Raw genomic sequence first — 24205 nt, 5'->3', positions numbered from 1 at the left:
AAGTGGCGCGTTTTGCCATGTGTCTGCACCTTGCGGACCGGTATGCCATTGGGCCAAGGTTGCCGCGAAGAGTCTATCTTCAATCTATAAAAATGTGGGAGGATTACCATGATCAAAGCCCTTGGAGTCACCAAGGCAACCAGGGCGGCGTCCCTGAGCCTTTTTTCAAGCATTCTTGCAATGAGCGTTTCGTCAGCGGCTCATGCGCAGACTTCCGAAGATGCCGCCGCAGGAGCCATTGACGAGATTGTCGTCACGGCGCTCAAGAGCGGTCAAGCCCTTGAAAAGGCGCCCGTTTCGGTCTCGGTCGTCACTGGCGAAGAGCTCAGGAACCTGCAGGTCGAAAACGTCAGCCAGATTACGGTGCGCACGCCGAGTGTCGTTTACAATACGGCCCAGGGAAGCGCCCAGATCTTCATCCGCGGCGTGGGTTCCAGCTTCTCGCTGGCAGGTGCCGAGAGCGCCGTGGCCACTTACATCGACGGAAGCTATATCCAGCGGCAGTTCGGTGCCGACGTTGGCGTCTTTGACGTGTCGTCAGTTCAGGTCCTGCGTGGTCCGCAGAGCGTTCTGTACGGTCGCAACGCGACCGGCGGCGCCGTGGTGATCGAGACGAACAAGCCCACCCACGATACGGAAGGCTACGTTGAGGGCACTGGCGGGAACCTTGGATCGTACCGGGTCGAAGGTGTCGTCAACACGCCGCTCAGCGACACGCTGGCCCTGCGCATCGCCGGTGCGGTGTGGGGCAGGAACAACTGGATCAAGAACTTGGGCGACGGCGGAGATATGGGTGGTAGCGATGCCAAATATATTCGTGGCAAGCTGCGCTGGGAACCCAATGACCGGCTGGATATGGTGCTCACGGTCGAGCATTCGAGCGTCGGCGAAAATGGCTATGCCCTGCACAGGGTCGAAGACGCACCCTGCCTCGCCTGCGTGTTCTATGGGCTGAGCAATCAGGGAACGGGCTATTACGAGGTCAGCACCAATGACAGGAACAGCCCGCTGCCAGGGGGGGAGAGAGATTACATCCTCAACACCAAGATTACGAACATTGCGCTGAATGCCCAATATCAAACCGATAATTTCGATGTGACGAGCGTCACCAGCTATAGGCGGACCAGCGTATTCCCGTGGTCGGACAACGACCTGTCGACCGCGCCGATGTTCTATTCCTATGTCGCCCAGACCGGACCGACCTTCAACCAGGACCTGTATGTCCAGACAAAGTTCGACGGCCCCCTGAACGTTCTTGCCGGCGTCTATTACCAGCGGGAGCGGCAAACGCAGGTTACGCGGTTTGCCGGCGGGTACTGGGACGGCTTCCTCGGCGTCGCGGGCTCGATGCCCAGCGCGAGGCTTAAGGCACCGGTCGATTCCATTTCATTGTATGGCGACGCAACCTTCGATATCACACCCGAGCTACGCCTTACGGCTGGCCTTCGTTGGTCCAGCGACAAAAAAAGGCAGGACAACTATAACGATGCGCAGGGCGCTTTGCTTGCGGGCGGCCTGACCGAGTATCACAGCAAACGGACTTATAGTTACGTCACGCCGCGGGCGGTCATTTCCTATGAAACCGGCAATAATTATTACTATTTTTCCTATGCCGAAGGCGTCCGCAGCGGCTTCTTTACATCGCCATCCTTCGCACCGGTTCCCGCACTCGAACCGGAACGGTTGAAGAACTTCGAAGCGGGCGCGAAGAACAGTTTCCTTGACGGGCGACTGAAGACCGCACTGACAGTCTTTTATGGCACGTTCGAAAACATGATCGTCCAGTTCAACAATCCCGCCGGCGGGGGCATTTCGGCCCAGAATGCGGCCAAGGCCGAACTCTACGGGGGCGAGTTGGAAGTAACCTACAATGCCGGTCGCGCGTTTCAGATCTCCGCTGGTGCATCATATTTGCACAACGAGTTCACCGATTATCAGAACGCGGCAGTCTTCACGCCGGGGCCGAATGGGTATTATGTGCCTATCACCCAAGACCTGAGCGGCCATACTGTGCCGCGCGCACCGGAGTTTACAGGTTTCGTCAGCCTCAACTACAATCATGAATTCGACAATGGCTGGGCCATGCAGGCCAATATCAACGCCAACTATTCAACGTCGTTCGACTTCACTGCAGGCGCCGGCGGCACCGCCCGTCGCGACAGGCAGGACGCTTACGAGCAAGTCAACGGTCAATTGAAGGTTACCTTGCCGGGCGACAGAGTCTACATGAAGGCGTACGTCAAGAACCTGACTGACGCGAAATACAAGCTCTACGCGGCGACCGACGATTTCGGATCGCAGTATGCACCGGGAATGCCTCGGACTTACGGTGTCGGGCTCGGCGTGCGTTTCTGACAGGTAGGATGGCGGCGGATGCGGGCTTGATCGCCCGGATCCGCCGGCTTTCCTTGCCCGCAGTTTGAAGAATCGGGAGGAGACAAGCTATCGCTAAGGAGCAAGCCTGGCCCTTTGGCCTGCATGGCCGTAGGGCCGTCGTCACCGGCGGCGCGCGCGGTATCGGACTGGCGATCGTCGATCTCTTCAAGGCCTATGGCGCGACCGTCATCATCGCCGATATCGATGAGGAGCTTGCCAGGTCTCGCGTCACGGACGAGCGCACGTCTGCGCTGTTCCTCGATCAAGGTGATCCGGCCTCGATCGAGCGCGCCTTTGCCATCGTGGCACAAGGCGGCGGTCTTGATGTGCTGGTCAATTGCGCGGGTATATATCCACGCGCTCCGCTGGAAACCGTGGACACGGAATTTCTGGACCGGATGTGGGATGTCAATCTGCGCGGCGTGCTCCTGTGCACGCGCGAAGCGGTGAAGCAGATGAAGCCGAAGGGAGGGGCGATCGTCAATATTTCGTCCATCGGCGCGTCGCGGGTCTGCATTCACGACGCCATCTCCTACGGCGTCACCAAGGCCGGCGTAAATGGGCTGACGTCACTGGTCGGCCTTGAATATGCCCAATATGGCATTCGTGTTAATGCCATTATGCCCGGCGGTATCGACACCGAGACCGCAGTGGCGACGAATCCTGATCGGCCGATCCGCGGTCCTTTCGCAGAACCGGGTCGAGTTCCTCTGTGCGGCGGACAACTCGGCAAGCCCGAGGACATTGCCGCTGCGGCGCTTTATTTCGCCAGCGATGCATCTCGTTATGTGACTGGTCAAATCTTGGCTGTAGACGGCGGCTTTCTAATCAGCTGATCGTTCCGGGAGCGGACGAGATCAGGGAATCGCGCCCGCGCCCGTTCAATCAGTGACGCGGTAGCCTACGCCTATTTGATCGCGATCGGCGTGATCGGGCTGCCGACTCCGTTGCTGACCTTAAGCGGCGGGGCAATGAAGAAGAATTCCCACACTCGGTCACTCTCGCAATCCGCGGCTAGCGCATCAAGATCGAACATTTCACCGAGCGTCATGCCCATGTCGCGTATCAGGACGCAGTGAACCTGCATGATGAGCCGTTCGGGGTTCGGGGGTACCACCTCTATCCCCCAGTTGTCGGAAGCCAGCGCCGCGATCTGTCGATTGTGCAGCCATTCGACGCAGCTCAAATCGATACCGGGTTCGCCGTTCCAATAGGCGCCGGGTGCCCGATCCACGGTAAAGTGGCGCAGATAGCCGGTGCGGAAGAGCAGGATGTCGCCTGGGCCTGCCGTGACCTTCTGTCGCCTTTCGGCCGCCTCCATGTCTTCGGGCGTGATCACATAACCGGGGTCGAGACGATCCACTCCTTTCAGTGCGGCGATATCGAGCAACACGCCTCTGCCTGCGATGCCCTTGGCGATGGTCTGGTGGATGGACAGGCGTGTCGATCCGGCATTGGTGGTGATCGTTTTCTCAGGTACGTTGTTGTAGAACAGGTTGTCGTAGCCGACATGGGCCAACCCGTCCCACTGAGTGGCGCATTGCAGCGGCATCATGATGAAGTCATCGACATTGATCATGCCCTTGGGACCGATCAGATGTTCGTTGAAACTCTCCGTATCCGATGGCGAGCAATTGAGAAGATGTACGGGATTGGTCCGCCCCCCCAGGCCCATTTGCGGGCCGTTCCGGTCGAGCGGCAGTGCAAGGTCGAAAATCCTACCGTGGCGAATGAGTGCAGCCGCCGCAACGAGATGTTCCGGCGCGATGTGGTTAAGCGTCCCGATCCGGTCCTCCTCGCCCCAGCGCCCCCAATTGCTGAACCTTGCTCCAATCGTTCTGAAGTCTTCCATCCATTCAACTCCTCAGCCAAACTTTCCTGGTGACATTCTCGTGGTGTCAATCCGGCATCTTGTTTCCGGTCGCGTGGATAAAGCGCGTCTTTCGCGTCTGCGATGAGAAACGAAAGGGTCTTCATTCCGCGTGCTTGCGTAGCCCCGCTGGCATCCTATCCCGACCCTTAGTGAGCTATGCGCTGCGAACAGCCTGCATTCAAGGCGGATGACATAAAAATGGTTCAACAGACGCGGGCAGAGGCGCGTCGGTTTGGGTGTCCTGGCGCAATCTGCCCTCCCAACAGTTTTGCCTTCCATTCACGCCCGGTTATACCCGCTGGTATAAAATCGTCGGCAGAACCACCCTGGTGGCCTATTGTATCGAAAAAGCCTTGGCGGCTTCGCGCACGGGCGTAAAGCCGCTGTTTCGGTAGGATTTGCGTGCCCACCAATTCGCCTAAACCGCGGTGGGACGTCGGCGCTAAAAGCAATGAATGTGGAAGGATGAGAGGATGACTGGGAGATTGGACGGCCGCGTGGCGGTTGTGACGGGCAGCGCGCGCGGGATTGGCAAAGGCATCGCCGCCCGCTTCGCCGAAGAGGGCGCGCGAGTGTTGCTGGTGGATATCCGCGCCGACGACCTGGAGGCCGCCCTTGAAGACATGTCGGCCGAGCATTGTGCGATGCTGGCGATCGATCTGACCGATCGTGCTGCTCCGGAACGGGTTCGTGCTGCCGCCAACGAGGCGTTCGGCAAAATCGACATCCTCGTCAACAATGCCGGGGTGGGGATCGGTGGACAGATCGAGGATTTCAGTGATGAGCAGTGGGATCGAACGATAGCCATCAACCTGACCGCGCCGTTCCGCCTGTCCCGCAGCATCGTGCCGCAAATGGCCGATGCGGGTTATGGCCGGGTCATCAACATTTCATCAATGAACGCGCAGATCGGCATGCGGCAGGACACGGCCTATGCGGCGACAAAGGCGGGGCTTGAAGCGCTGACCAGATCCATTTCGGTCGATTATGGCCCGCGCGGAGTGACCGCCAACACGATCGCACCCGGAACGATAGAAACGCCGCTGAATAGCGACATCCTGTCGACCTGGGGTGACGAGAGTGCGTTGAAGCAGATCGTCCTTATCAACAAGCCGGTGCCAGGGAACGGGGCGGTGGAAGACATCGCTGCCGCAGCAACCTATCTCGCCAGCGAGGAATCGCGGTATGTCTCTGCGCAATGCCTGGCCGTGGACGGTGGTCTATGCGGCACTCGCTTCGTACCCGACCCGAAAGGCGAGACCCCGCGCCGCTATGTCGAGCACGACTGAAAACGCCTCCGGGTCGGGCGAATGGCGCGCTTTGCCATTAAGACGGCTTTTACACGACGATGGCGTGCTAGTAGCGAAGTCGAAGTAGAGGAGAGAACGCGCGATGGCGCTAGCATTCGATGAGTACAAGGACCGGTTTCGGTACGTCGCCATCTCACGTGATCAAGGCGTGGTAGAGATGGTCCTGCATGACAAAGGCGATACCTTGCTGTGGAACGATGCGATCCACGAAGAGCTGGTCGACGCCTTGCTGTACGTGGGGCGAGATCCGGAAACCAAAGTCGTGATTTTAACGGGGGCTGGCGAGGATTTCTGTCCCGGCCCCAATCCAGAAAGCTTCCATTTCGACGGGTCGGTGCCGCCGGTCGGTTTGGATCACATATATGCCGAAGGCAAAGACCTGATTCACAACCTGCTCAATGTGCGGGTTCCAGTCATCGCGGCGGTTCACGGGAGGGCGCATTCGCACAGCGAACTGGCACTGCTGTCCGACATCGTGCTGTGCACGCCGCAGGCCAGTTTCCGCGATCCTCATTTTGAATATGGCATCGTCCCCGGCGATGGCGTGCAAATCGCGTTCCTGATGGGGTTCGGGATGAACCGAGGGCGCTATTACCTGCTGACGGGGAAGGAGATCTCGGCGGCGGAGGCTCTCGCTGCCGGCGTCGTCGCCGAAGTAGTGGGGCGTGATGGCCTGCTGCCCCGCGCTCGTGAACTCGCCGCGCAACTGGCGCGGCAGCCAATTCTCACATTGCGATATACGCGCGAGACGCTGGTCGCCGAACTGCAGCGTTTTGCCCACGATCATCTTGGGCATAGCTTGGCGCTGGAAGGCTTCTCATCGGGTTATGGCGCATGGGGTGGGTCGCTGCATAATGACTGACGAATCCGCGGACATCAGGCTGGACGGCTTGGTCGCAATCGTTACCGGCGCTGGTCGGGGGCTGGGGGCCGCCTATGCGCACGAACTGGCGCGGCGTGGCGCTGCGGTCGTTGTCAACGATCTGGGCACGGACGGCGACGGCAGCGGCGAAAACGCCGAATGCGCAGAGGCTGTCGTCGCAGCAATCGTTGCGCAGGGCGGCAGGGCGATTGGTGATGATGGCGACGTGACCAGCGAAGCCGACATGGCGCGCCTGGCGAGCAAGGCGCGCGAGGCGTTCGGCGGGATCGACATCGTTGTCGCCAATGCTGGCATTTGCGGCTCGAACCCATTCATAAGTACCTCGCTCGACGAATTCCGGCGCTATTGGGAGATACATGTCGCCGGCACGATCAACATCGTTCGTGCCGCCTGGCCCATGCTGCTGAAGAGCCGCTCGCCCCGGATCGTCATGACCGAATCGGCGGCCGGCCTTTATGGGATGGCCGGCCAGGCGAGCTATGCCGCGGCTAAGGGCGCGGTACACGGGCTGATGCGAACGCTGGCGATCGAGGGGGCGGAGTCGGCCATTCTCGTCAATTCAATTACGCCTGGCGGCTACAGCCGGATGCACGACGCGGCGATCAAGGACCCGGCAATGCTGGAAGCCACCCGTCAGATCATGCCCGCGTCGCTGGCGGCGTCCGTGGCGGTGTGGTTGGCAAGCCCTGCATGTTCGTTCACCGGGCAGGTCTTTTCCGGGTGGGGAGGGCGGGCGGCCCGCGTGGCCATCGGACCCGGCCGCGGCTATTACGATCCCGCGCTCAGCGTCGAGATGCTTGTTCAGCATGCCGACGAAGTTGGCGCCACAACAGCAATGTACGAACCGACCGATTCTCTGGATGAGGTGGTCGCCTGGCAATCGGGTCGGTTCGCAAAATCCAAGGCGGAGTCTTCCGAATGACCAAGATTGTGACCGAGGCCCTGCGCGGTGCCGACGACGGATGGCTGCGCAAGGCGCTGGCCGCTGCCGATCCGATGGTGCTGATGGGGCTGATCTACCACGCGACCCAGGACGGATCGCTGGACCGTATCGAAACGCAGCGGTTGCGGGTAGGGCTGAGCGAGGCGACGATCGTCCCCGACGAAAGCGATTTGGCGACGATCAGGGACAAGGCGTTTGCGCTGCTGCGCGGCTATCGCGATGGCACGATCTCTCCGCCCTCTGCCCAGGATGAAGAAGTCCTGCGCCACGCGATGAGCCTTGCGGCGGGCGATCCCGTGCCGATCGAAGAGATGGATCTGCATCGCGACGTCCTCGCGTTGCAACCGAAGGTGGACGGCTGGGACAATCCGCCGGCCTGCGGCAACCCCGCCGAATTTTCCGTACTCGTAATCGGGGCCGGCCTTGCGGGCATCAACGCCGCGGTCCAGCTCAAGGCCTCGGGCTTGTCGTTTGAACTTTTCGACCGCAATGCCGGACCGGGCGGAACCTGGCAGAAGAACCGCTATCCCGGCGCCCGTGTGGACTGGCCCAGCCGCCTCTATTCGCACAGTTTCGGCGCGACGTTCCCGTTCCGTCACGGTTTTGCGCCGCGCGCCGAAATGGAGGAATATCTGCAGTGGTGCGTGGAAGAATACGACCTCGCCGACCATATCCGTTACGGCATGAAGGTCGATAGCCTTGTCTGGAGCGAAGATCGCGGCGAATGGACCGTCAGCGCGACCGATGCACAAGGGAACCAGGTCACCCGCAATTATCGTGCGGTGATCAGCGCGATCGGGCTGCTGGACCGTCCGAAAATTCCGGCGATTGCCGGGATGGCGGATTTCCGCGGCAAGGTGATGCACTCGAGCTTGTTTGATCCGGAGACGGACTTGACCGGTAAGCGTGTTGCGGTTCTGGGTACGGGCGCAAGCGGCCTGCAAATGGTGCCGGACCTCGCGCCGCTTGTCGCGCAACTGACCGTCTTCCAGAGGTCACCGGCCTGGGTCGTTCCGGCGCATGGCTACCGTCAGCCTCTTTCCGAAGAGGCCCAGTGGCTGGATGCGAACGTGCCCTATTACGCCAACTGGACGCGCTTTGCGCTGGGGTGGGTGCTCGGCGATCACCGCCTGCTGCGCGTCTTCGACGTTGATGCCGACTGGGACGATCCCCTGTCGTCAAATCCTGTAAACCGCGAGGCGCGCGAGTTTGCCTTGGCGCACATTCGGCAAGCTCTTGCGGACCGGCCGGATCTGCTTGAAAAAAGCATCCCCGATTACCCGATCTTTGCTAATCGGCCAGTAGTCGACAACGGCTGGTTCGATGCGCTCAAGCGCGATAATGTCGAACTTGTGACCGACGGGGTTGCGCGCTTCACCGAAGGCGGCATCGCGACCGTGGACGGCATCGAACGACAATTCGACATTGTCGTCATGGCCACCGGCTTCGATCCCAATAACTATTTCGCGGAAATCGATATCGTGGGGCGGGGTGGCAAACGGATCGCCGACCTCTGGGCGGATACCGGGCCACAGGCCTTCTGGGGCATTGCCGCCCCAAACATGCCCAATTTCTTCATGCTTTATGGTCCCAACGCGAACCCGAGGAACCTGGGTCCCGTCCAGTATGGCGAATGGGCCATCACCTACATCCTCGATCTGCTTGCGCGCGAGATCGAAAACAACTGGAAGTCGGTCGAAATAAGCGAGCAGGTCTACCGCGATTTCAACGCCGAGCTCGAGAAGAGGCTGCTCGGCATCGTATCAGTCAACCCGAAGACGACCCATGCATCCTATTACATCACGACGCCGGGTCGATCCGCCGTGCAATCGCCCTGGACCTCGCGCGAGGTGCATGACGCCTTCGCCAAGGTCAACCTTGGGGATTTCAGGGTAGAAGCCTGGAACGCGGATAGCATGACATCCCAGGATGACCGGGTGCGAAAGTCGGAGCGGGCATAACCCGATGCCGGACGGTTGGCGCAATTTGCCCCCAGACAGGTGAATGCCCTTGGCAGACAGACAGCCAGGAAAGCCTGTAAGGGTGCACCATTGAAATAGAAATCAAGTGCCGGAAATCCGGTCGGGGACGGGGAGTAGCTCGGGCGATCAATGGCATTTGTCAGATTGATCATAGTTGCGGGGCAGGCTGCACCAGACGGTTGTCGGCATATCCTGTGCACAAATTCCCTTACTACCGCGCATTGGAAGGAATATCATGCCCAACAGGCTGGACGAAATTCGCGAGAGGTACGATCTGGAAGTCGCGTCGCACCGACCGCCCGAAACCGAAAACGACCTGCCGCTCTCGTACGAAGAGATCAGCGATGAATGGCTAACCCGGATCGTCTGTGGTGATGTCGAGGGTGCGCGAGTTGTCGGGCATCGTCTTGGTGACGCGGATGATGGTACTTCGACCCGACGCCGCATTTTCCTCGATTATAACGAAGCAGGGATGCAAGCCGCTCTGCCCCGTTCGGTGTTTTGCAAATCGTCCTTTCGCCTCGCCAACCGATATTCGGTCGGTTTCTGCGGCGGCGTCGAGGCCGAAGTAGAATTCTATAATAGGGTAGAGCCGCAACTCGATATCGAAACACCGAAGCCAGTCTGGGCCAAGGTCAATCCCGACACATACAACTCGTTCATTATGCTCCACGATCTCGATCCGGAGACGGAATTCTGTACGCTGGAGAGCAAACTGACCGAGGAGCATTGGCGAGGCCAGTTATCCTTGCTCGCCTCCATCCATGGCCGCTTCTGGAAGAGCGAGGATCGCGACGCCATACTGGGCGGCTTGCAGACCTGGCCACAATATTTCGACAAGGTCATCGAACTGGGTTTCGAGCAGCTTTGTGCCAAGGGCTTCGATGCCGCCAAAGCGGTCATCCCGGCTGACGTCGTTGCGCTTGAGGACAAGGTTTGGCCTGCCACGATCGCTGCGATAGACAGGCAGCGCTCGTTACCGCATACGCTGATCCATGCGGACGTGCACTTGCGCAACTGGTATATCACGCCAACCGGTCACATGGGCATCAACGACTGGCAGTGCGCGACCCGCGGCCATTGGGGTCGCGATCTTGCCTACACGCTCAGCACCGCGATGCCCATCGAAGTTCGCAGGGAGCAGGGCGAGGCTTTCACGCGACATTACCTCGATCAGCTGTCACGAAACGGCGGGCCAGACGTCAGCTACGAGGAGGCGCTCGAACATATACGTCACGAGTTGCTGCCTGCACTCGCATGGTGGACCGTAACCATGTATCCAGGTGACGATCTGCCGGACATGCAACCGATGGATCATACTTTAGAGATGATTAAGCGCATCACAGCGGCAATATCCGATTACAGATCACTCAGCTAGTCTGAGGTGGTATCGACTGCTTCGGCCTGCGGACTACCTGTTGATTGCCGCTGAGGAGTGCCTCTGGAAGGGCATAAATTTTCGCTGAGAATTGACCCATGTTGAACTCGCCCCTGGCTTTGACGCGGGGGATCATGGAGAGTTGGACATGGCGTCATTGAGCGCTATCCGACGCTGGCATTACCGCGATCATCTATCGATCCGCGAGATTGCGACGTACGGGGCTGTCAAGAAATACGATCCGTAAATATCTGCGGTCAGACACAAGGACGCAGCAGCCCGCCGATCTGGCGAGCCTGGGCCATGATGGCTCCTATGGCCGTGTCGCCGCCTTTGCGCGGGACTGGCGCGATGATTATCGCCGCCAGCAACAGATGGGCGGGCGCGGAACAGCGCTGCAAGGCGCTGTGGCAGGATATCCCGCACGGGACCGAGCCGGGCTCTGCCGCCGATGCCAGGGCCGATGAGGTGGAATGCCTGATGCCGGTGGCCAGGCCCTTCGACGGCGTCGTGGGATATGGCAAGCGGGTGTCGCCGACCTGTCTGGTTCATCTGGAGCGCAACCGCTACAGCGTGCCGACGTCGTTCGCTAATCGGCCTGTCAGCCTGGGCTTCGCCCCATCCCGACCACTTCCTGGTTGTCGCCGGGGGACAGATGCCTATCGCGCGATGGCGGATGCCGCCGCAGGGAATCATGAGGGTTGGGATGTCTGATGGCGCTCAACATGATCATCGTCGATGCCGATTGCGGCTTGGGTGATACTCGCCGCCCTTGGGTTGGCCGATCAGACCAGTTGACCGGAAAGGGAGCCGGTGCGGTCGAAACCGCACCGGCGCACGATCATGCGTTGGCGAACACGGCCTTTGAGGCCTCTTCGCCCGCAAGCCGCCCGAAGGTCAGCGCGTTGCCGACGCCCATGCCACCGCCGGAATAGCGATTGCCCTGCACGCAGCCCAGGATTTCTCCCGCCGCGAACAGGCCGGGGATGGTCGCGCCGTTGCGGTCGCGCACGCGCCCATGGACGTCGATGTCGAGGCCCGCGCTCGTTTGCCCGATCACCGACGCGCGGACTTCCACGGCGAAGAAGGGCGCCTGGTCGATCGGGAAATATTTGGGTGCCTGCTTGGCCCATTCGCTGTCCACGCCCTCATGTGCATCCGCATTGTAGCGGGTCATCGTCTCATTGAGAGCCAGGCGGTTGACGCCGATCTTGTCCGCCAGCGCCTCCAGCGTATCGGCGGTGCGAATCTTGCCCGACTTGACGTGCTTGCGGATCAGATCCTCGTCCCATGTCTGTGACACTTCGCCGGTATGATACGGGTCGGAGAAGCGCTTGTCGGCGCTGCCTTCGATCAGCGTCTTTTCATCGAAGATCGCCCAGGCATGGGCGCGGGGCTGTTCGTTGATGAGATAGCCGGAGACGGCATAGGGTGAATTTTCCGGCATGAACCGGCGCCCATCGTCATTCACCAGCATGCACCAGGGCGGCAGGAACGCTTCCACCGAATTGGGCACCAGGCCCGCTGACGGCAGGACAAGGCCGGTATCGATGCCGGTGATCCGGGCGCCGACGCCCTCACCCAGCTTGATGCCGTCGCCCAGGATGAAGGGCGCGTCATTGTGCACGGAATAGACGATGTCGCCATGCTGCGCGGCAGAGGGGAAATATTTGGCGCGCATGCCGGGGCTGTTGCCAAAGCCCCCGGTCGTGATGATGACCGCCTTGGCCCGCAGGTCCATGCCCGACGCATGAACGCCGACGACGCGGCCGTCCTCTACAAGCAAATGCTCCACGCGCGTCTTGAGCGCGGTTTCGATCCCCTTGGCGCCCACCTCGTTGATCAGCAGACGTCCGATGGTATCGCCGGCGCCCACCGTGCAGTGGCCGCGCGGGACCGTGTCGACGCCGGACTTCACCACCCACTGATATTCCGCGCCCAGGCTGACCAGCCATTCGACCGTGGCGGCGCTGCGTTCCGCGAACAGGCGGATGATGTCGGGCCGCGTCTGCCAGCCGTTCAACGTCATGATATAGTCGTACATGGCTTGCGGGCTATCCTCGATCCCCATGGACTTCTGGACACTGGTCCCGGCGGCGTAGACCACCCCGCCCGAGAGGCGCGTCGCGCCTCCCAGCTTGTCGTCCGCTTCCAGGATGATGACCGACGCGCCGGCCGCATGCGCGAACAGCGCCGCCGTCATGCCCGCGCCGCCGCCTCCCACCACGATGATGTCGTAATCTGTTGCGGTTTCAGCTTCGTTAGGCATGTTTCGGTCTCTCTCTCACGATTAAACGATGAGGCCCTGTGGCCCTGATGATTCAAAATGCGGTCGAGCCTTGGCTTTGTGACGCCTCATTTGCAACGTGGTTTTTTGCCTTGAGGCCGTCGGCCGGTCATCAGCGCGTATAGCATATTGTTGAGCGATGTCGCCCGCTGCTGCCGTCAGGCCAGAGTATACCCAAGTGGTGGTGGCCGGACGGCGGGGCGGGCGGACATTGATGTTCGCTCCCATTGTTCCAGAGCCTTCTCTTGGTGACCGCGGCGACATGGCTTACAAGAAGCGGGCAACAGTAATGAAGAGGATGGGTCATGGCAGACTGGTTGGTGGACACGCGCACGCGCCCCGGCACGGCTATCATGCCAGGCGAAGCGCCGCATGAGGTCTATCAACGGCTGATCTCGAATGATGAGAATAAGGCACCCGAGACGATCGCGACCACCCTGCCCGAGGATCTCGGCCTCGGCGGCATCGACAAGAGGCGCTATTATGATCCCGCCTTCCATCGGCTGGAGGTGGAAAGGCTGTGGACGCGCACCTGGCAGATGGCCTGCCGCGAGGAGGAAATTCCCGAAGTCGGCGACGTGGTCGTCTATGACCTCGCCGAACATAGTTTCCTGATCACCCGGGTGTCTCCCGATGAGATCCGAGCCTATCGCAACGCCTGCCTGCATCGTGGCACGCGCCTCTGCGACAGCGACACCAGCGTGCGACAGTTCCGCTGTCCGTTCCACGGCTTCACCTGGTCGCTGGAGGGCCAGTTGAGCGAAGTGCCCTGCCGCTGGGATTTCCCCCAGGTGGAGGAAGCGCGCTTCCGCCTGCCGGAAGCGAAGGTGGACCGGTGGGGCGGCTTTGTCTTTATCAACATGGACCCGGACGCGTCCCCGCTGGCCGATTATATGGGGATATTGCCGGACCATGTGTCGGGCGAGCATTTCGCCGGCAAATATATCGCGCGCTATTTCCGAAAGGTGCTGCCCGCCAACTGGAAGGCCTGTATCGAAGCCTTCCTGGAAGCCTATCACTCGGTTGAAACTCATGCCTGGTCGCTGGGCTTCACCAATGACGCCAACGCCCAATATGACATTTTCCCGGACTCGCCGCACGTCACGCGCTTCATGCACGCCTTTGGCGTCCAGAGCCCGCACGTCGACCGGACCTTGACCGAACAGCAGGTGCTGGAGGAACTGTTCAAGATCTTCTGGAACGGTGAAGCCGCACCCGAGCTTGCGCCGGGCGAGAAAGCGAGACCCTTCGCCGCGGCCCTGGCGCGGCAGAGGCGCTCTGCCGAAATGGGCCGCGACTATTCGCATTATTCCGACGCCGAAAGCATTGATTCCATCGAATATACGCTGTTCCCCAACCTCGTGCTGTTCAAGGGGCTGATGGTGCCTACGGTCTATCGCTTCCGTCCCAACGGCAACGATCCTGACAGCTGCATATTCGACCTCTATCTCTTGCTGGAAGTCCCGGAAGGCGAACCCCGGCCGGAACCCGCCATGGTCTTTGAAATGGGCGAGATGAGCTATGCGGAGTTGCCTGGCCTCGGCCATTTCTTCGGTACGACCTATGATCAGGACACAAGCAATTTGGGAATGCAGCAAAAGGGCATGAAGACCTTGCTGCAGGAGGATCTGGTTCTGGGCCGATATCAGGAAAGCCGCCTGCGGCACTTCGAAAAGATGATTGACCAGTATATCGCTAGGGGATGAGCGGGACCGACGAGAAACTGCTCGCCCGGGTCGAAGATCTGGAGGCCCGTCGCGACATCATGGATTGCGTGTGTCGCTACATGCGGGGACAGGACAGGCTGGACCCGGACTTGCAGAAGTCGGCCTTTCATCCCGACGCCTATGTTGATTGTGGTCCGCTTGCGGGATCGGTGGATGAATTTGTCGCCTATGCCCAAGCAGGCCTCGAAGGTTGCGCCTTCACCCATCACATGATTGGCCAGATGCAGCTCACCATTGCTGGTGATTGCGCGGAGGGAGAGGTCTATTTCATCGCCTATCATCGCATGATGCTGGATGGGACGGAAAAGGACATGATCTTCGGCGGCCGGTACATCGACGAATATCGGCGGCGTGGCGGAGAATGGCGGATTTTTCGACGTAAGGAGATTGCCGACTGGACACGTGTCGATCCGGCCGCCGATGATTTTTTCGCGATGGAACCGGCCTATGTACGCGGCGGACGGCGGGGCAAGGATTTCAGCAACAGGCGGATCTGGCCGGCTTGAGGAGCTGGCCTTGTACCATCAATATCGCCTCACAGCGGATTTCGATCAGCCCGCGTTCCGACTTGTCGAGATCTTGAAAATCCCGCTCGTCGGGAACGCCGATCAATCGTCCGTCGAGGCCATAGGTCCAGCTATGATATTGGCAGCGTCGCAGTGACGCCTTGCCGGCGGACGGCCTGTTCAAAATCGTCGATCGTCGACTGTCTCATGACTTCTCCCTCTCGAGGGAGCCGGGGCGGGATCACCCGTCCCGGCGTCTTTCGCACCCTTTTCCCTTGGATCATTTCGGTATTATTCGGTGCGATCGCGGTCGTTCGCGGGCGTGGATGTAACAGAGCTTGCGAATGGGAATACCGGCCGCCGCGGTCAAGTCTGGAAGAAGCCATCAATTCATTCAAAATGCCCGCAAACCAATGAGGTGCAATTGTGCCGATCACGCGGCTTGCAACGCAGCTTGACTATGAGCCTACAACAGTTAGCCTGCGTACGATACGATTATAAAGAATCGGATTTGGAGAGGATGTATGGGATATTATACGGCCATCGTTCCAAAGTCGCTCGCGTTTCACAGGGAAGACTTTCCCGATCCTTTTCACGCGGTGCCGCTCGCGCGCAAGCAGATGGCCTGTGCCAATCAGAGGCTGCGGCGAGCCGAAATACTCTGTAACGTGCGCCGCTTGCTTGCGCAGGACGGCTATGCCGGCGTTTCCCTGAAAGAGGTGGCGCAAAGCAGTAACGTGTCGATTCAGACCGTCTATAATCTGGTGGGAAACCGCACGACGCTGTTAGCCGAGGCTGTGGTCGAACATATCGGCGCTCATGGCAAGCTGGCCTTTTCCAGAAAGGGGTATCCCAATCCCATCATCGGCCTTTGCGATCTTTATTGGGAAGGCGCCGCGTTGCACCCGCAATATACGCGTAATGCGACGCTCACCTACTTCCCGCCCGACCGCCCGCTGTTCGAGCATATCCACAAGCGGGGCGCGCTGCTGCTGCGGGAGGGGTTTCGCGTCATGGCGGCCGAAGGCAAGCTGCGGCCATGCGATCATCAGGCGCTGTCCTCTCGGATCGCAGGTCTGCAAAGTATCACGGTGCTGGACGGGCTGACTGGTTTTGGTGATCTATTCGACCTGCGCCGTGAACTCGTCAACAGCATCGGATTGATGCTGATGCCGGTGGTCACCGGTCAGCATGCCGCCGACATGGAGGTCTGGCTGAATGCCTTCGACCCCCGCGCAATCAACACGCCGATCGGAGAGTGAAATATGGCGTTCAAGATCAAGGCTTTCCTCACGCGCAAACCCGGCATGAGTCCGGCCGCTTTTCGTGCCCATTATGAGGAGCGACACGTGCCGCTGGCACTGGCGACTTTCCCTGAAATCATTCGGCACCAGCGCAACTATGTGGCGCCCGAAGGGATGATGTTTCCGCCGCAGATCGGCATGCCGCAATGGGACGCCGTGTCGGACATCTGGTTTGCTGACAGGACAGGCTTCGATGCGATGCTGGCGCGGCTGGGCACGCCGGCCACTGCAGCGGTCGCGGCGGACGAGGCGATGTTCCTTGATCGGGATCGCTGCGGTATGATGGTCGTCGAAGAGGTGGATACTGTTCCGGCAGTCGCTTGACCTGCTGCTTGGAGGACGGGCCACCAGGATAGTCTGACCGGCAAAATGAGGCCCGTTGTTCCATCGTCCTATCCCTGCTGCAAAATGTGCAATGGTCGACCGCCGGCCTCATTTGGCTGGATTCATCGATTCATCGCCAGTTGCTTATCTGAAACTGCATTTTCATAGCCTACGCGCTTCTCGGAAAAGCGCTGACCTCGAAGGACTGTCAGGACATGATCAAGGGCATTCATCATATCGCCGTATCAACGCCCGATCTTGATCGGATGGTCGCCTTCTATGGCGACGCGCTGGGCTTTGAGAAAGTCGATTGGGACGGCGGCTGGAAGCGCGGCAACCCGGTGATCGACCAAATTGTCGGCCTGCGCGATTCCTCCGCGCGTTCGGTGATGCTGCGCGCGGGGAATGTCTATCTGGAATTGTTCCAGTATCTCACGCCAGAGGCCCGTCCCGGCGATCCGGAGCGGCCTGTGTGCGATCATGGCTACACGCATTTCTGTCTCGATGTCGAGGATGTCGAGGCAGAGTATCAGCGCCTTTCCGCGCTTGGAGTTCGGTTCAACAGTCCGCCTGTGTTCGATCATGAACAGGGCATCGGGGCGACTTATGGGCGTGATCCCGACGGAAATGTCATCGAGATTCAGGAAGTGCTGAAAAAGGCGCATCCCTTTCATGCCAGCCGATCGGGGCTGACGAGGTCGGAGTGAGCATAGGCTCGTGGCGAGGCGGTCGCGCCTGTCCGGGAGCGGACGCCTCCATTTGAACGCGACGGGCGCAGCGTTGGGCGAGTGAAGCCCGCCGAGGTGAAAGTCGTGAGGCTCTATATGATACGCGGTCTTTGATCGGGCAATCCTGCGCAAGAGACATCTAAGAGAGGAATGCTACCACCTCTTTGCGATGCACTGATTCATCATCCCCTTGCTACTTGCTGACCTGTATCTTTTTCGGCGTGCGGCCGATTGAGCGGCTCGCCTTTCGGTTCCGCGGCCTCAAGATCCATCCACCGGACCGCGCGCTTATTCTTCGTCAATACTGAATGGAATCTTCCACGCGAGTAGCATGTCTTGGAAACTGTCGTTTCCAGTAACATGCTACGCGGGAACGCAACTTGGTTGTTGCGTCGCTGCAAATTTCTGCGATGCCTGCCTTCATTTGGAGGGAGAGAAAGTGCGGCTTTTCCGCTTCTCGATGCGTTTGGCTTGACTTTGCCCGCCCTCTCCCTTCCCATGCCGACCAAAAGCGATGGAAGGCAGACGATGACTGACGCAGCGAGCGCTACCACTTACGGGGCCCATTCAACTACGGACGATGTCTTAGACGGACGCGATCTGTCCGGCATGAGAATTTTTGTGACTGGCGTGTCCTCCGGTCTTGGGGTCGAAACTGCACGGGTTTTGGTAGCGCGAGGCGCCGAGGTCGTGGGCGCCGCACGCGATTTGGCAAAGGCCAGGCACGCGACCGAGATCGTCCGGCAGTCCGCGGCTAAAGCCGGGTCGTGTGAATTGGTCGAACTCGACCTTGCTTCAATGGCCAGCGTTCGCGCCTGCGCCGACGCGCAGCTTGCCGCGGGAAAGCCTTTCGATCTGATCATTGCCAATGCCGGGGTGATGATGTGCCCTGAGGGCCGGACGACAGACGGCTTCGAAACGCAGTTCGGCACCAATCATCTGGGCCATTTCCTGCTGGTCAACCGGCTCGCACCATTGCTGCGTCGGGGAGGGCGAGTGGTCAGCCTGTCCTCCATCGCGCATCGCGTGGCTGACATCGACCTCGACGATCCGAATTTCGAGAGCACAGCTTATGACCCTATCATCGCCTATGGCCAGTCGAAGACAGCGAATGCGCTCTTCGCTGTCGAATTTGACCGCAGGCACCGGGACCGCGGCGTGCGGGCAACCTCGCTGCATCCCGGTGGCATCCAAACCGAACTCGGCCGCTACACCGACGACGTTCTGCGCGATCGGCTGATTGCCGCCCTGCTGGCGACGTTCCCCGAAGGAACCCGGCCGCTGTCGCTCAAGACTGTCGAACAAGGCGCCGCAACATCCGTATGGGCGGGTATCGTCGCCCCGGCCGAGGAGGTCGCTGGCCGCTATTGCGAGGATTGTCACGTGGCCGGTGCCGTCCATCCGCAGCAGGATCCCGGCGGCGTCCAATCCTATGCGCTCGATCCCGAACGTGCAAAGGCGCTGTGGGCGAAGAGCGAGGAGCTGGTGGGCGAGCGCTTCTGACGTCCAATTGCGTCATCCGCTAGGCGATCCAAGCCATGCGCTGCTGGGCGCGATCGGCCGGGCGCCTTGGCCGCGCGCGGTCAGGGTCCTGTGTCAGCCATTCTACCAACAGTCGGCGCAGCTGGCTCGAACCATCGTTCTTCGGTTTTCGAGTTTTCGTTCTGCACCCTTTTCAGATTGACCGGTATCGCGCTCATCCGCGGCATCGCATTGACAATCTCGACATGCTCATGATCGCTGATCAGCGGGTTTATGCTGGTGCCACCGGCACGAGGATCACCTTGGCGGCCCGGTACGCCGCCCCAGCCATGGCTGATCGTGATAACACCGGGCTTCAACGTCGGATCGGATTTCGCGACCGCGCGCACGGTGGCTACTTCGGATTGGATTTCGACCTCGTCTCCTTCGGCGAGGCCGAGTGACGTCATGTCGTCTGGATGAAGCGCGACGGGATTGTAGGGATTGCGCGCGCGTGTGGTCCGCAAATGATACCCATTGCTGTTGTAAAGATCGCGCATCCGGCGCGTGGCGATCAGGTGGGTGAAATCTCCATTGGGGCAATAGGCGGTCGCGGCGCGAAGTTCATCCGCTACGTCGGCGGGCATGACATCGAATCGTCCCGTCGCTTCGGCGCGTGCGGGCTGAACATGGATATCGGCGAGATCGAAGATCTTGCCGCCAGGATGTGCCTTGATTTCGTCCAGCGGCACTGCCGACCGGCGCGCGCGAATGGCTATCAGATCTTCGGCATCCGGCCGTACCGTCATGTCAAGATCGACGGCGTCGTCGAAACGGACCTGCTTGCCCATTCGCTGCGCAATCGCCCAAAGCGCGTACCAGTCATCGACCACATCGGACCCGGGCGGAGGAGGAACGAGGGCGGGCGTATATTGGGAAAAGGCAACCGGCCAAAAGGACATGCCCGGAACGCTGAGCGGCATGTCCGCATGCTCAAACATAAGTGTGGTGGGCAGGATATAGTCGGCCAGCTCACTGGTAACGGTGGGATAAGGGTCGATCACCACCAGCAGTTCAAGAGACTTCAGCGCTTCTATGATGCGTTCCTGGTCTGGAACGGAGTTGGCTGGGTTGCCGCCACTTACAATCAGCGCGCGTATCTGACCCTCTCCGGGCGTGAGTATTTCATCGGCGAGGGTTCCTGTGAGCCTTTCGCCGTATATCATGCCTACGCCGCGGATCCTGCTTGGGGGAAATGCCTCCCAGCTGCGCGGTGCGGGTACAACCTCCTCGATATAGGCGGCGGGTGGGTCGAGCACGTCCACGGCCACCACCTTGTCGCCTGCACGAGGAAAGCGCCCGCACACGACGTTCAGGCAATCGATCAGATGTTGGGCGAGGTTGGAAAAGGGTGAGAAGTTCGGACCGGTCGACCCTATCGCCACGCCGCGTCCGCTTTCCAGCGCGAACAATCTGGTCGCCCGCGCGATGTCGCCTGGGTTCAGACCCGCTCTCTTTTCTGCAAACTCAGGCGTGTACGGCTCCACAGCCTGGCGCAGATCATCGAGCCGGTCGGCGCCGACGAACCGTGCGCAGAAATCGGCATCGTGCCAGCCTTCCGCCAGGATCATCCGCAACATAGCAGCAGCGATCGGCACATCCTGGCCGGGGAATGGCTGAAGGAAGACTTCCGCATGTACTGCGGTTTCCGTGCGGCGAGGATCGACCACGATCAGCTTCATGCCCCGCGCCTTCGCCTGCTTCAGGCGTTTCACGGGATCGACACACAAGACGCCGAGTGCCGCGTGGGAGATCAGCGGATTGCCGCCGAACATCATGACCACGTCGGACGTTTCCAGCTGTTCCGTTCCGCCAGCCCATCCGCCTAGGCGCTCAAACGAAACGAATTTGGCAGATTGATCGATGGTGAAGGTGGTGAAGCGCTGGCGAGAGCCGATCGCGGACATGAAGGCGCGCTGCATGGCAAAGGTGATGTAGCCACTCATCGAACCATTGCCGCAATACATGCCGATTGCTTCGGCCCCATATTTCTCTTCAATGGCCTTCAATCGGGCACCGATTTCGTCAAGCGCGATTTCCGAGCCAATCTCGCTGAAGCGGCCATCTGCCTGCCGTGCCAATGGCCGCAGCACTCTGGCGGGGCCATAGTGGGACTCCGGGGCCTGTAAGCCCTTGAAGCAGGCGTAACCGTGCGAAAGGGGATGGTCCGGATCGGCGCGCACCCTGGTGACTCGATCATTCTCGATCGTCACTTTGACGCCACATCCTCCTGAGCAGAGACGACAAAAACTCGGCACTTCGCGCGAAGTCATATCCTTCTCCCTTGTCTCGCTGCTGGACGCCTGACGATCTGGCTGCGCAGTTCTGCCTCAACCATCTAACGTCGCCCGGCATTTGACGGTAGCCAAAAGCGCCATATTAACTGGGCCGGCATGTGCATCGCCGGCGAGCACGGTCATCCGGCTGCGGGGGCCAAGGAACCAAGCCAGGCTCGCCATTGATCTGCGGAGGGTCGGCCTTTTTCGACATCAGCCACTGCAAACTGCTTCCAGGCGCCGTCGACCAGCCGGTACATGTAGACAGCATCCCAATGATTCAAAATCGAACCGTCATCAAGGTAACGAGTGCCCCGCGTCTCGATCATGCCCATGACCGACCCGATCAAACTCGCGTCCCCTCGATCGAGTTCGATTCTACCCCGCCATCCCATATCGTAAAAGCGGCGATATATTCCGCGGACACCCGCGTCATATTCGGCCAGCGTCTGGATACCGGCATAGGTTGCTTCCCCGCCAGCACCTTCCGTCCCGGCGATGAACAGCATGGGAAATGTCCAGAAGCCAAGCGCATCATAGTCGATCGGCTGGCCGTCTTGCAGCCATTTCCAAAGTGCCGCAGGGTAACGGACGATGTAGTCCCGGTATGCGGCTTCTATCGCGCGTTCGCTTGCCTTTTCGTCGGACATTGTCTTCTTCCCCGTTCACTGCAGGTCCCGCAGCGGCCGATGCTCAGTTGAGCAGCTCGATGGTTGCGGGCGACGATCATAACCGCGCTGCCGGTTCGACCAGCGTGCGCGCCAAATGGTCGGCCTGACGCGTGAAACCGTCCAGATCGCGATCGAAGCAGATGACAACCACTTCCGATGCGCCCAATTCCGCGTAGCGCGCCAGCATGTCGGCGTCGCAGGCATGTTCGCCGGGGGAGATGACGATATCGATGTCGTTCAGCGTGCGACCCTCTTCATCCAGCAGTTCGCGAAGGATCGCAAGCCGAGACGCCAGCGCATCCGGCAGGGTTCGGAAGCCGACCCATCCCTGGCCATGCCGAGCCACACGGCGCAAGGCAGGGCGGCTTTCTCCGCCAAAATAAAGCGGTGGATGGGGGTGCTGGGCGGGCAGGGGCAGCTGGATACAGGCCGGCATAGTGTAATGTTCGCCTTCAAACGCTTTTTCTTCATTGCGCCAAAGCGATTTCAGGACTTCCACATATTCGTCGGCCCGTGCACCGCGATGGGCGAACGGCGTGTTGGTCGCCGCGAATTCCTGGGCGCTCCAGCCAAGGCCGATGCCGGCGACGAAGCGGCCGCCAGACAAAAGGTCGATGGCCGTGCCCATCTTCGCGAAATAAACCGGATTCCGCTGCGGCAGGATGGCGATGCCCGTGCATAGCCGTAGCGTGCTGCTGTGACAGGCTATTGCGGTGAGCGCGGACATGGGATCGAGCATCCCGAATTCCGACAGAAAGGCTGGCGGCCTGCCGTCGTCGGCATAAGGGTAAGGATAGGCGGGATCATAGTCGCGGAACGTGACGACATGTTCGGACATCCAGACGGCGCCGAAGCCGCGCTCTTCAAGGATACGGGACACGCCTGCAACATAATCGTTGAGCGGTTCACGCTGCTGGCCGTCGAAGAATGTCTGGATGCCGATCCGCATGCTCATCCCGCCTCCGCCGTTGCCAACAGGGATGCGAAGTCCACTTCCCGAACGGGATCGCTGCCATCCCAGTTCGTCGCCCCGTCCCGCACCAGAGCATTGAGCGCAGTGCCGACGGCACTTTCGTCGACCAGTTCGAGCATGCAGCCCGTATATGCGCGCGTGTCGATATAGCAGAAGCGGGCATCGCCGACCATGGCTTCAGTTGCGACTTCCACGCCCAAGGCACGAAGCTGCTCCAGCATTTCGTCATAAGCGCCCAAAGCGCGACAAACATGATGGAAGCCGGATGTCCCCTCGGGGATGACGTCGCGATAGGCGGATGGGCCGGCGCTGAGCTGCTGGATCAGTTCGATCTGGACCTCGCCCGCCTGCGCCAGCGCCACCCTGAAGCGTAGCGGTGTCGTCTTTCCGCGGTAGAGCGCGTCAGGCAGGTCGACAAGGAAGGTGAAGAAAGGCCCCACGCCCATTGCCAGCCAGCCCTCGATCGCCTGCTCCAGATTGGCGACCACCCATGCCGACTGGATCAGCGGCAGGGCGGGAGCAGCTTTCGCCTGCGGCGGGATGACGCTCATCCTGCCGCACCTGGCTTTGTCACAGCCTCATCCACGGAGCATATGTGCGTCACGATCTTCTCTCCTGGTCCTTTCGGATGCAGCTCGCCCCCCACGGGGGGTGCTGAAACCGGAATGCTCGTCACGGTTCATCGCGATCAGTCGGTCGTGATGCTGTCCAGGAAAGGCATGACCTTCTGCGGATCATAATATTCGGTCCACGCAGCGATCTTTCCGTCCCGGAGCCGGAAGATCCAGCAATAGATGTTGGCGTAATTTCGCCCATCCGCCTGCCTGCCTTCCGACCTGCACGTCGCCACCCAGCGATCAGGGTCCTCGGTGGCGAGTATTTCGACATCCAGGAAGGTGAAGTAAGGCATAGGGCGCCGGGCATCGCCAAAACGCGCGTCAACCTCATCCCGGCCGTTGAAACGCGTGGGCAGCCCCTCGGGCGAGAAAGGTGTATATACGGCCACGTCCGGCGTGATCAGTTCCAACAGCCCGTCGACGTCATTCTCGTGTCCCAGCTTGTCCAGGAACTGCTGCACAATCGCGCGTCCGTCCGTCGCCATCTTCCACCTCTCCAAGTCACGATTTGGCTGGCAGGCTAGGT

21 protein-coding genes and 1 pseudogene are annotated in these 24205 nt (G+C 60.3%); 14 read left to right on the top strand and 8 right to left on the bottom strand.

From position 1 onward, the window contains the following. The first annotated feature begins 180 nt into the window (after nt 1-180). On the top strand, nt 181-2355 hold the full coding sequence (locus K663_RS17940) for a TonB-dependent receptor (RefSeq protein ID WP_158511220.1): 2175 nt from the start codon (nt 181-183) through the stop codon (nt 2353-2355). Here the strand turns inward: K663_RS17940 and K663_RS24945 are convergent. Next, nucleotides 2325-2642 carry a hypothetical protein gene (locus K663_RS24945; protein WP_235589579.1) on the bottom strand — a complete coding sequence of 106 codons (318 nt, stop codon included), beginning with the start codon at nt 2640-2642 and terminating at the stop codon, nt 2325-2327. The two genes, K663_RS17940 and K663_RS24945, sit on opposite strands and share 31 nt — an antisense overlap. Between K663_RS24945 and K663_RS17930 the strand changes: the two genes are divergently transcribed. Continuing rightward, on the top strand, nt 2523-3212 hold the full coding sequence (locus K663_RS17930; RefSeq protein WP_335339106.1) for an SDR family NAD(P)-dependent oxidoreductase: 690 nt from the start codon (nt 2523-2525) through the stop codon (nt 3210-3212). The two genes, K663_RS24945 and K663_RS17930, sit on opposite strands and share 120 nt — an antisense overlap. A gap of 71 nt (nt 3213-3283) precedes the next feature. On the opposite strand, the gene K663_RS17925 is transcribed toward K663_RS17930, so the two are convergent. Then, nucleotides 3284-4228 carry a cyclase family protein gene (locus K663_RS17925; protein WP_062121427.1) on the bottom strand — a complete coding sequence of 315 codons (945 nt, stop codon included), beginning with the start codon at nt 4226-4228 and terminating at the stop codon, nt 3284-3286. A 494-nt stretch (nt 4229-4722) separates the two neighbouring features. Between K663_RS17925 and K663_RS17920 the strand changes: the two genes are divergently transcribed. From K663_RS17920 to K663_RS25300, 6 genes and pseudogenes are all read left to right on the top strand, one after another. Then, nucleotides 4723-5538, top strand: coding sequence for an SDR family NAD(P)-dependent oxidoreductase (locus tag K663_RS17920; RefSeq protein WP_063619107.1), 816 nt, complete (start codon nt 4723-4725; stop codon nt 5536-5538). 103 nt (nt 5539-5641) lie between these two features. After that, the gene (locus K663_RS17915) at nt 5642-6421 is read left to right on the top strand and encodes an enoyl-CoA hydratase/isomerase family protein (RefSeq protein ID WP_063619085.1); all 780 of its coding nucleotides are present in this window, start codon (nt 5642-5644) and stop codon (nt 6419-6421) included. Continuing rightward, nucleotides 6414-7364 carry an SDR family NAD(P)-dependent oxidoreductase gene (locus tag K663_RS17910; protein ID WP_062121424.1) on the top strand — a complete coding sequence of 317 codons (951 nt, stop codon included), beginning with the start codon at nt 6414-6416 and terminating at the stop codon, nt 7362-7364. Before K663_RS17915 ends, K663_RS17910 begins: the two co-directional genes overlap by 8 nt. Then, nucleotides 7361-9346, top strand: a complete 1986-nt coding sequence (locus K663_RS17905; protein WP_062121423.1) for a flavin-containing monooxygenase — start codon at nt 7361-7363, stop codon at nt 9344-9346. Before K663_RS17910 ends, K663_RS17905 begins: the two co-directional genes overlap by 4 nt. Before the next feature lie 175 nt (nt 9347-9521). Beyond that, on the top strand, nt 9522-10745 hold the full coding sequence (locus K663_RS17900; protein ID WP_145902365.1) for an aminoglycoside phosphotransferase family protein: 1224 nt from the start codon (nt 9522-9524) through the stop codon (nt 10743-10745). A gap of 363 nt (nt 10746-11108) precedes the next feature. Continuing rightward, nucleotides 11109-11372, top strand: a pseudogene (locus K663_RS25300) (Mu transposase domain-containing protein); the annotation flags it as partial. Nucleotides 11373-11586: 214 nt separating this feature from the next. On the opposite strand, the gene K663_RS17890 reads toward K663_RS25300, so the two are convergent. Next, nucleotides 11587-13014, bottom strand: coding sequence for an FAD-dependent oxidoreductase (locus K663_RS17890; protein ID WP_062121420.1), 1428 nt, complete (start codon nt 13012-13014; stop codon nt 11587-11589). A 323-nt stretch (nt 13015-13337) separates the two neighbouring features. On the opposite strand from K663_RS17890, the gene K663_RS17885 reads away from it, so the two are divergent. The 6 genes from K663_RS17885 to K663_RS17855 all read left to right on the top strand — a co-directional run bounded on the left by K663_RS17885 (nt 13338) and on the right by K663_RS17855 (nt 19124). Continuing rightward, nucleotides 13338-14738, top strand: coding sequence for an aromatic ring-hydroxylating oxygenase subunit alpha (locus tag K663_RS17885; RefSeq protein ID WP_062121419.1), 1401 nt, complete (start codon nt 13338-13340; stop codon nt 14736-14738). Then, nucleotides 14735-15265, top strand: coding sequence for a nuclear transport factor 2 family protein (locus K663_RS17880; RefSeq protein WP_062121418.1), 531 nt, complete (start codon nt 14735-14737; stop codon nt 15263-15265). Before K663_RS17885 ends, K663_RS17880 begins: the two co-directional genes overlap by 4 nt. Before the next feature lie 524 nt (nt 15266-15789). Next, nucleotides 15790-16527: a TetR/AcrR family transcriptional regulator gene (locus tag K663_RS17870; protein WP_062121416.1), complete on the top strand. Its 738-nt coding sequence runs from the start codon at nt 15790-15792 to the stop codon at nt 16525-16527. A 3-nt stretch (nt 16528-16530) separates the two neighbouring features. Then, a complete protein-coding gene (locus K663_RS17865; protein WP_062121415.1) occupies nt 16531-16893 on the top strand; it encodes an EthD domain-containing protein in 363 nt (120 codons plus the stop codon). Nucleotides 16894-17108: 215 nt separating this feature from the next. Beyond that, nucleotides 17109-17600: a VOC family protein gene (locus tag K663_RS17860; RefSeq protein ID WP_062121414.1), complete on the top strand. Its 492-nt coding sequence runs from the start codon at nt 17109-17111 to the stop codon at nt 17598-17600. 549 nt (nt 17601-18149) lie between these two features. Continuing rightward, nucleotides 18150-19124 (top strand): SDR family NAD(P)-dependent oxidoreductase, encoded by a 975-nt coding sequence (locus K663_RS17855; RefSeq protein ID WP_062121651.1) that lies wholly within the window; start codon nt 18150-18152, stop codon nt 19122-19124. Nucleotides 19125-19204: 80 nt separating this feature from the next. Here the strand turns inward: K663_RS17855 and K663_RS17850 are convergent, their stop codons facing one another. The 5 genes from K663_RS17850 to K663_RS17830 form a co-directional block, all read right to left on the bottom strand. Beyond that, nucleotides 19205-21415, bottom strand: coding sequence for a molybdopterin-containing oxidoreductase family protein (locus tag K663_RS17850; protein WP_083536009.1), 2211 nt, complete (start codon nt 21413-21415; stop codon nt 19205-19207). A 143-nt stretch (nt 21416-21558) separates the two neighbouring features. Continuing rightward, on the bottom strand, nt 21559-22068 hold the full coding sequence (locus K663_RS17845) for a hypothetical protein (RefSeq protein WP_062121412.1): 510 nt from the start codon (nt 22066-22068) through the stop codon (nt 21559-21561). 76 nt (nt 22069-22144) lie between these two features. Continuing rightward, nucleotides 22145-23044, bottom strand: a complete 900-nt coding sequence (locus K663_RS17840) for an LLM class F420-dependent oxidoreductase (RefSeq protein ID WP_062121411.1) — start codon at nt 23042-23044, stop codon at nt 22145-22147. Further along, nucleotides 23041-23613 carry a VOC family protein gene (locus tag K663_RS17835; protein ID WP_062121410.1) on the bottom strand — a complete coding sequence of 191 codons (573 nt, stop codon included), beginning with the start codon at nt 23611-23613 and terminating at the stop codon, nt 23041-23043. Before K663_RS17835 ends, K663_RS17840 begins: the two co-directional genes overlap by 4 nt. A gap of 137 nt (nt 23614-23750) precedes the next feature. Then, nucleotides 23751-24164 carry a nuclear transport factor 2 family protein gene (locus K663_RS17830; protein WP_062121409.1) on the bottom strand — a complete coding sequence of 138 codons (414 nt, stop codon included), beginning with the start codon at nt 24162-24164 and terminating at the stop codon, nt 23751-23753. Nucleotides 24165-24205 lie beyond the last annotated feature (41 nt).

Origin of the sequence: Sphingobium sp. MI1205 (assembly GCF_001563285.1) — a bacterium.
In the GTDB taxonomy this organism is placed as follows: Bacteria; Pseudomonadota; Alphaproteobacteria; order Sphingomonadales; family Sphingomonadaceae; genus Sphingobium.
This window is presented reverse-complemented; position numbering and strand designations above follow the sequence as displayed.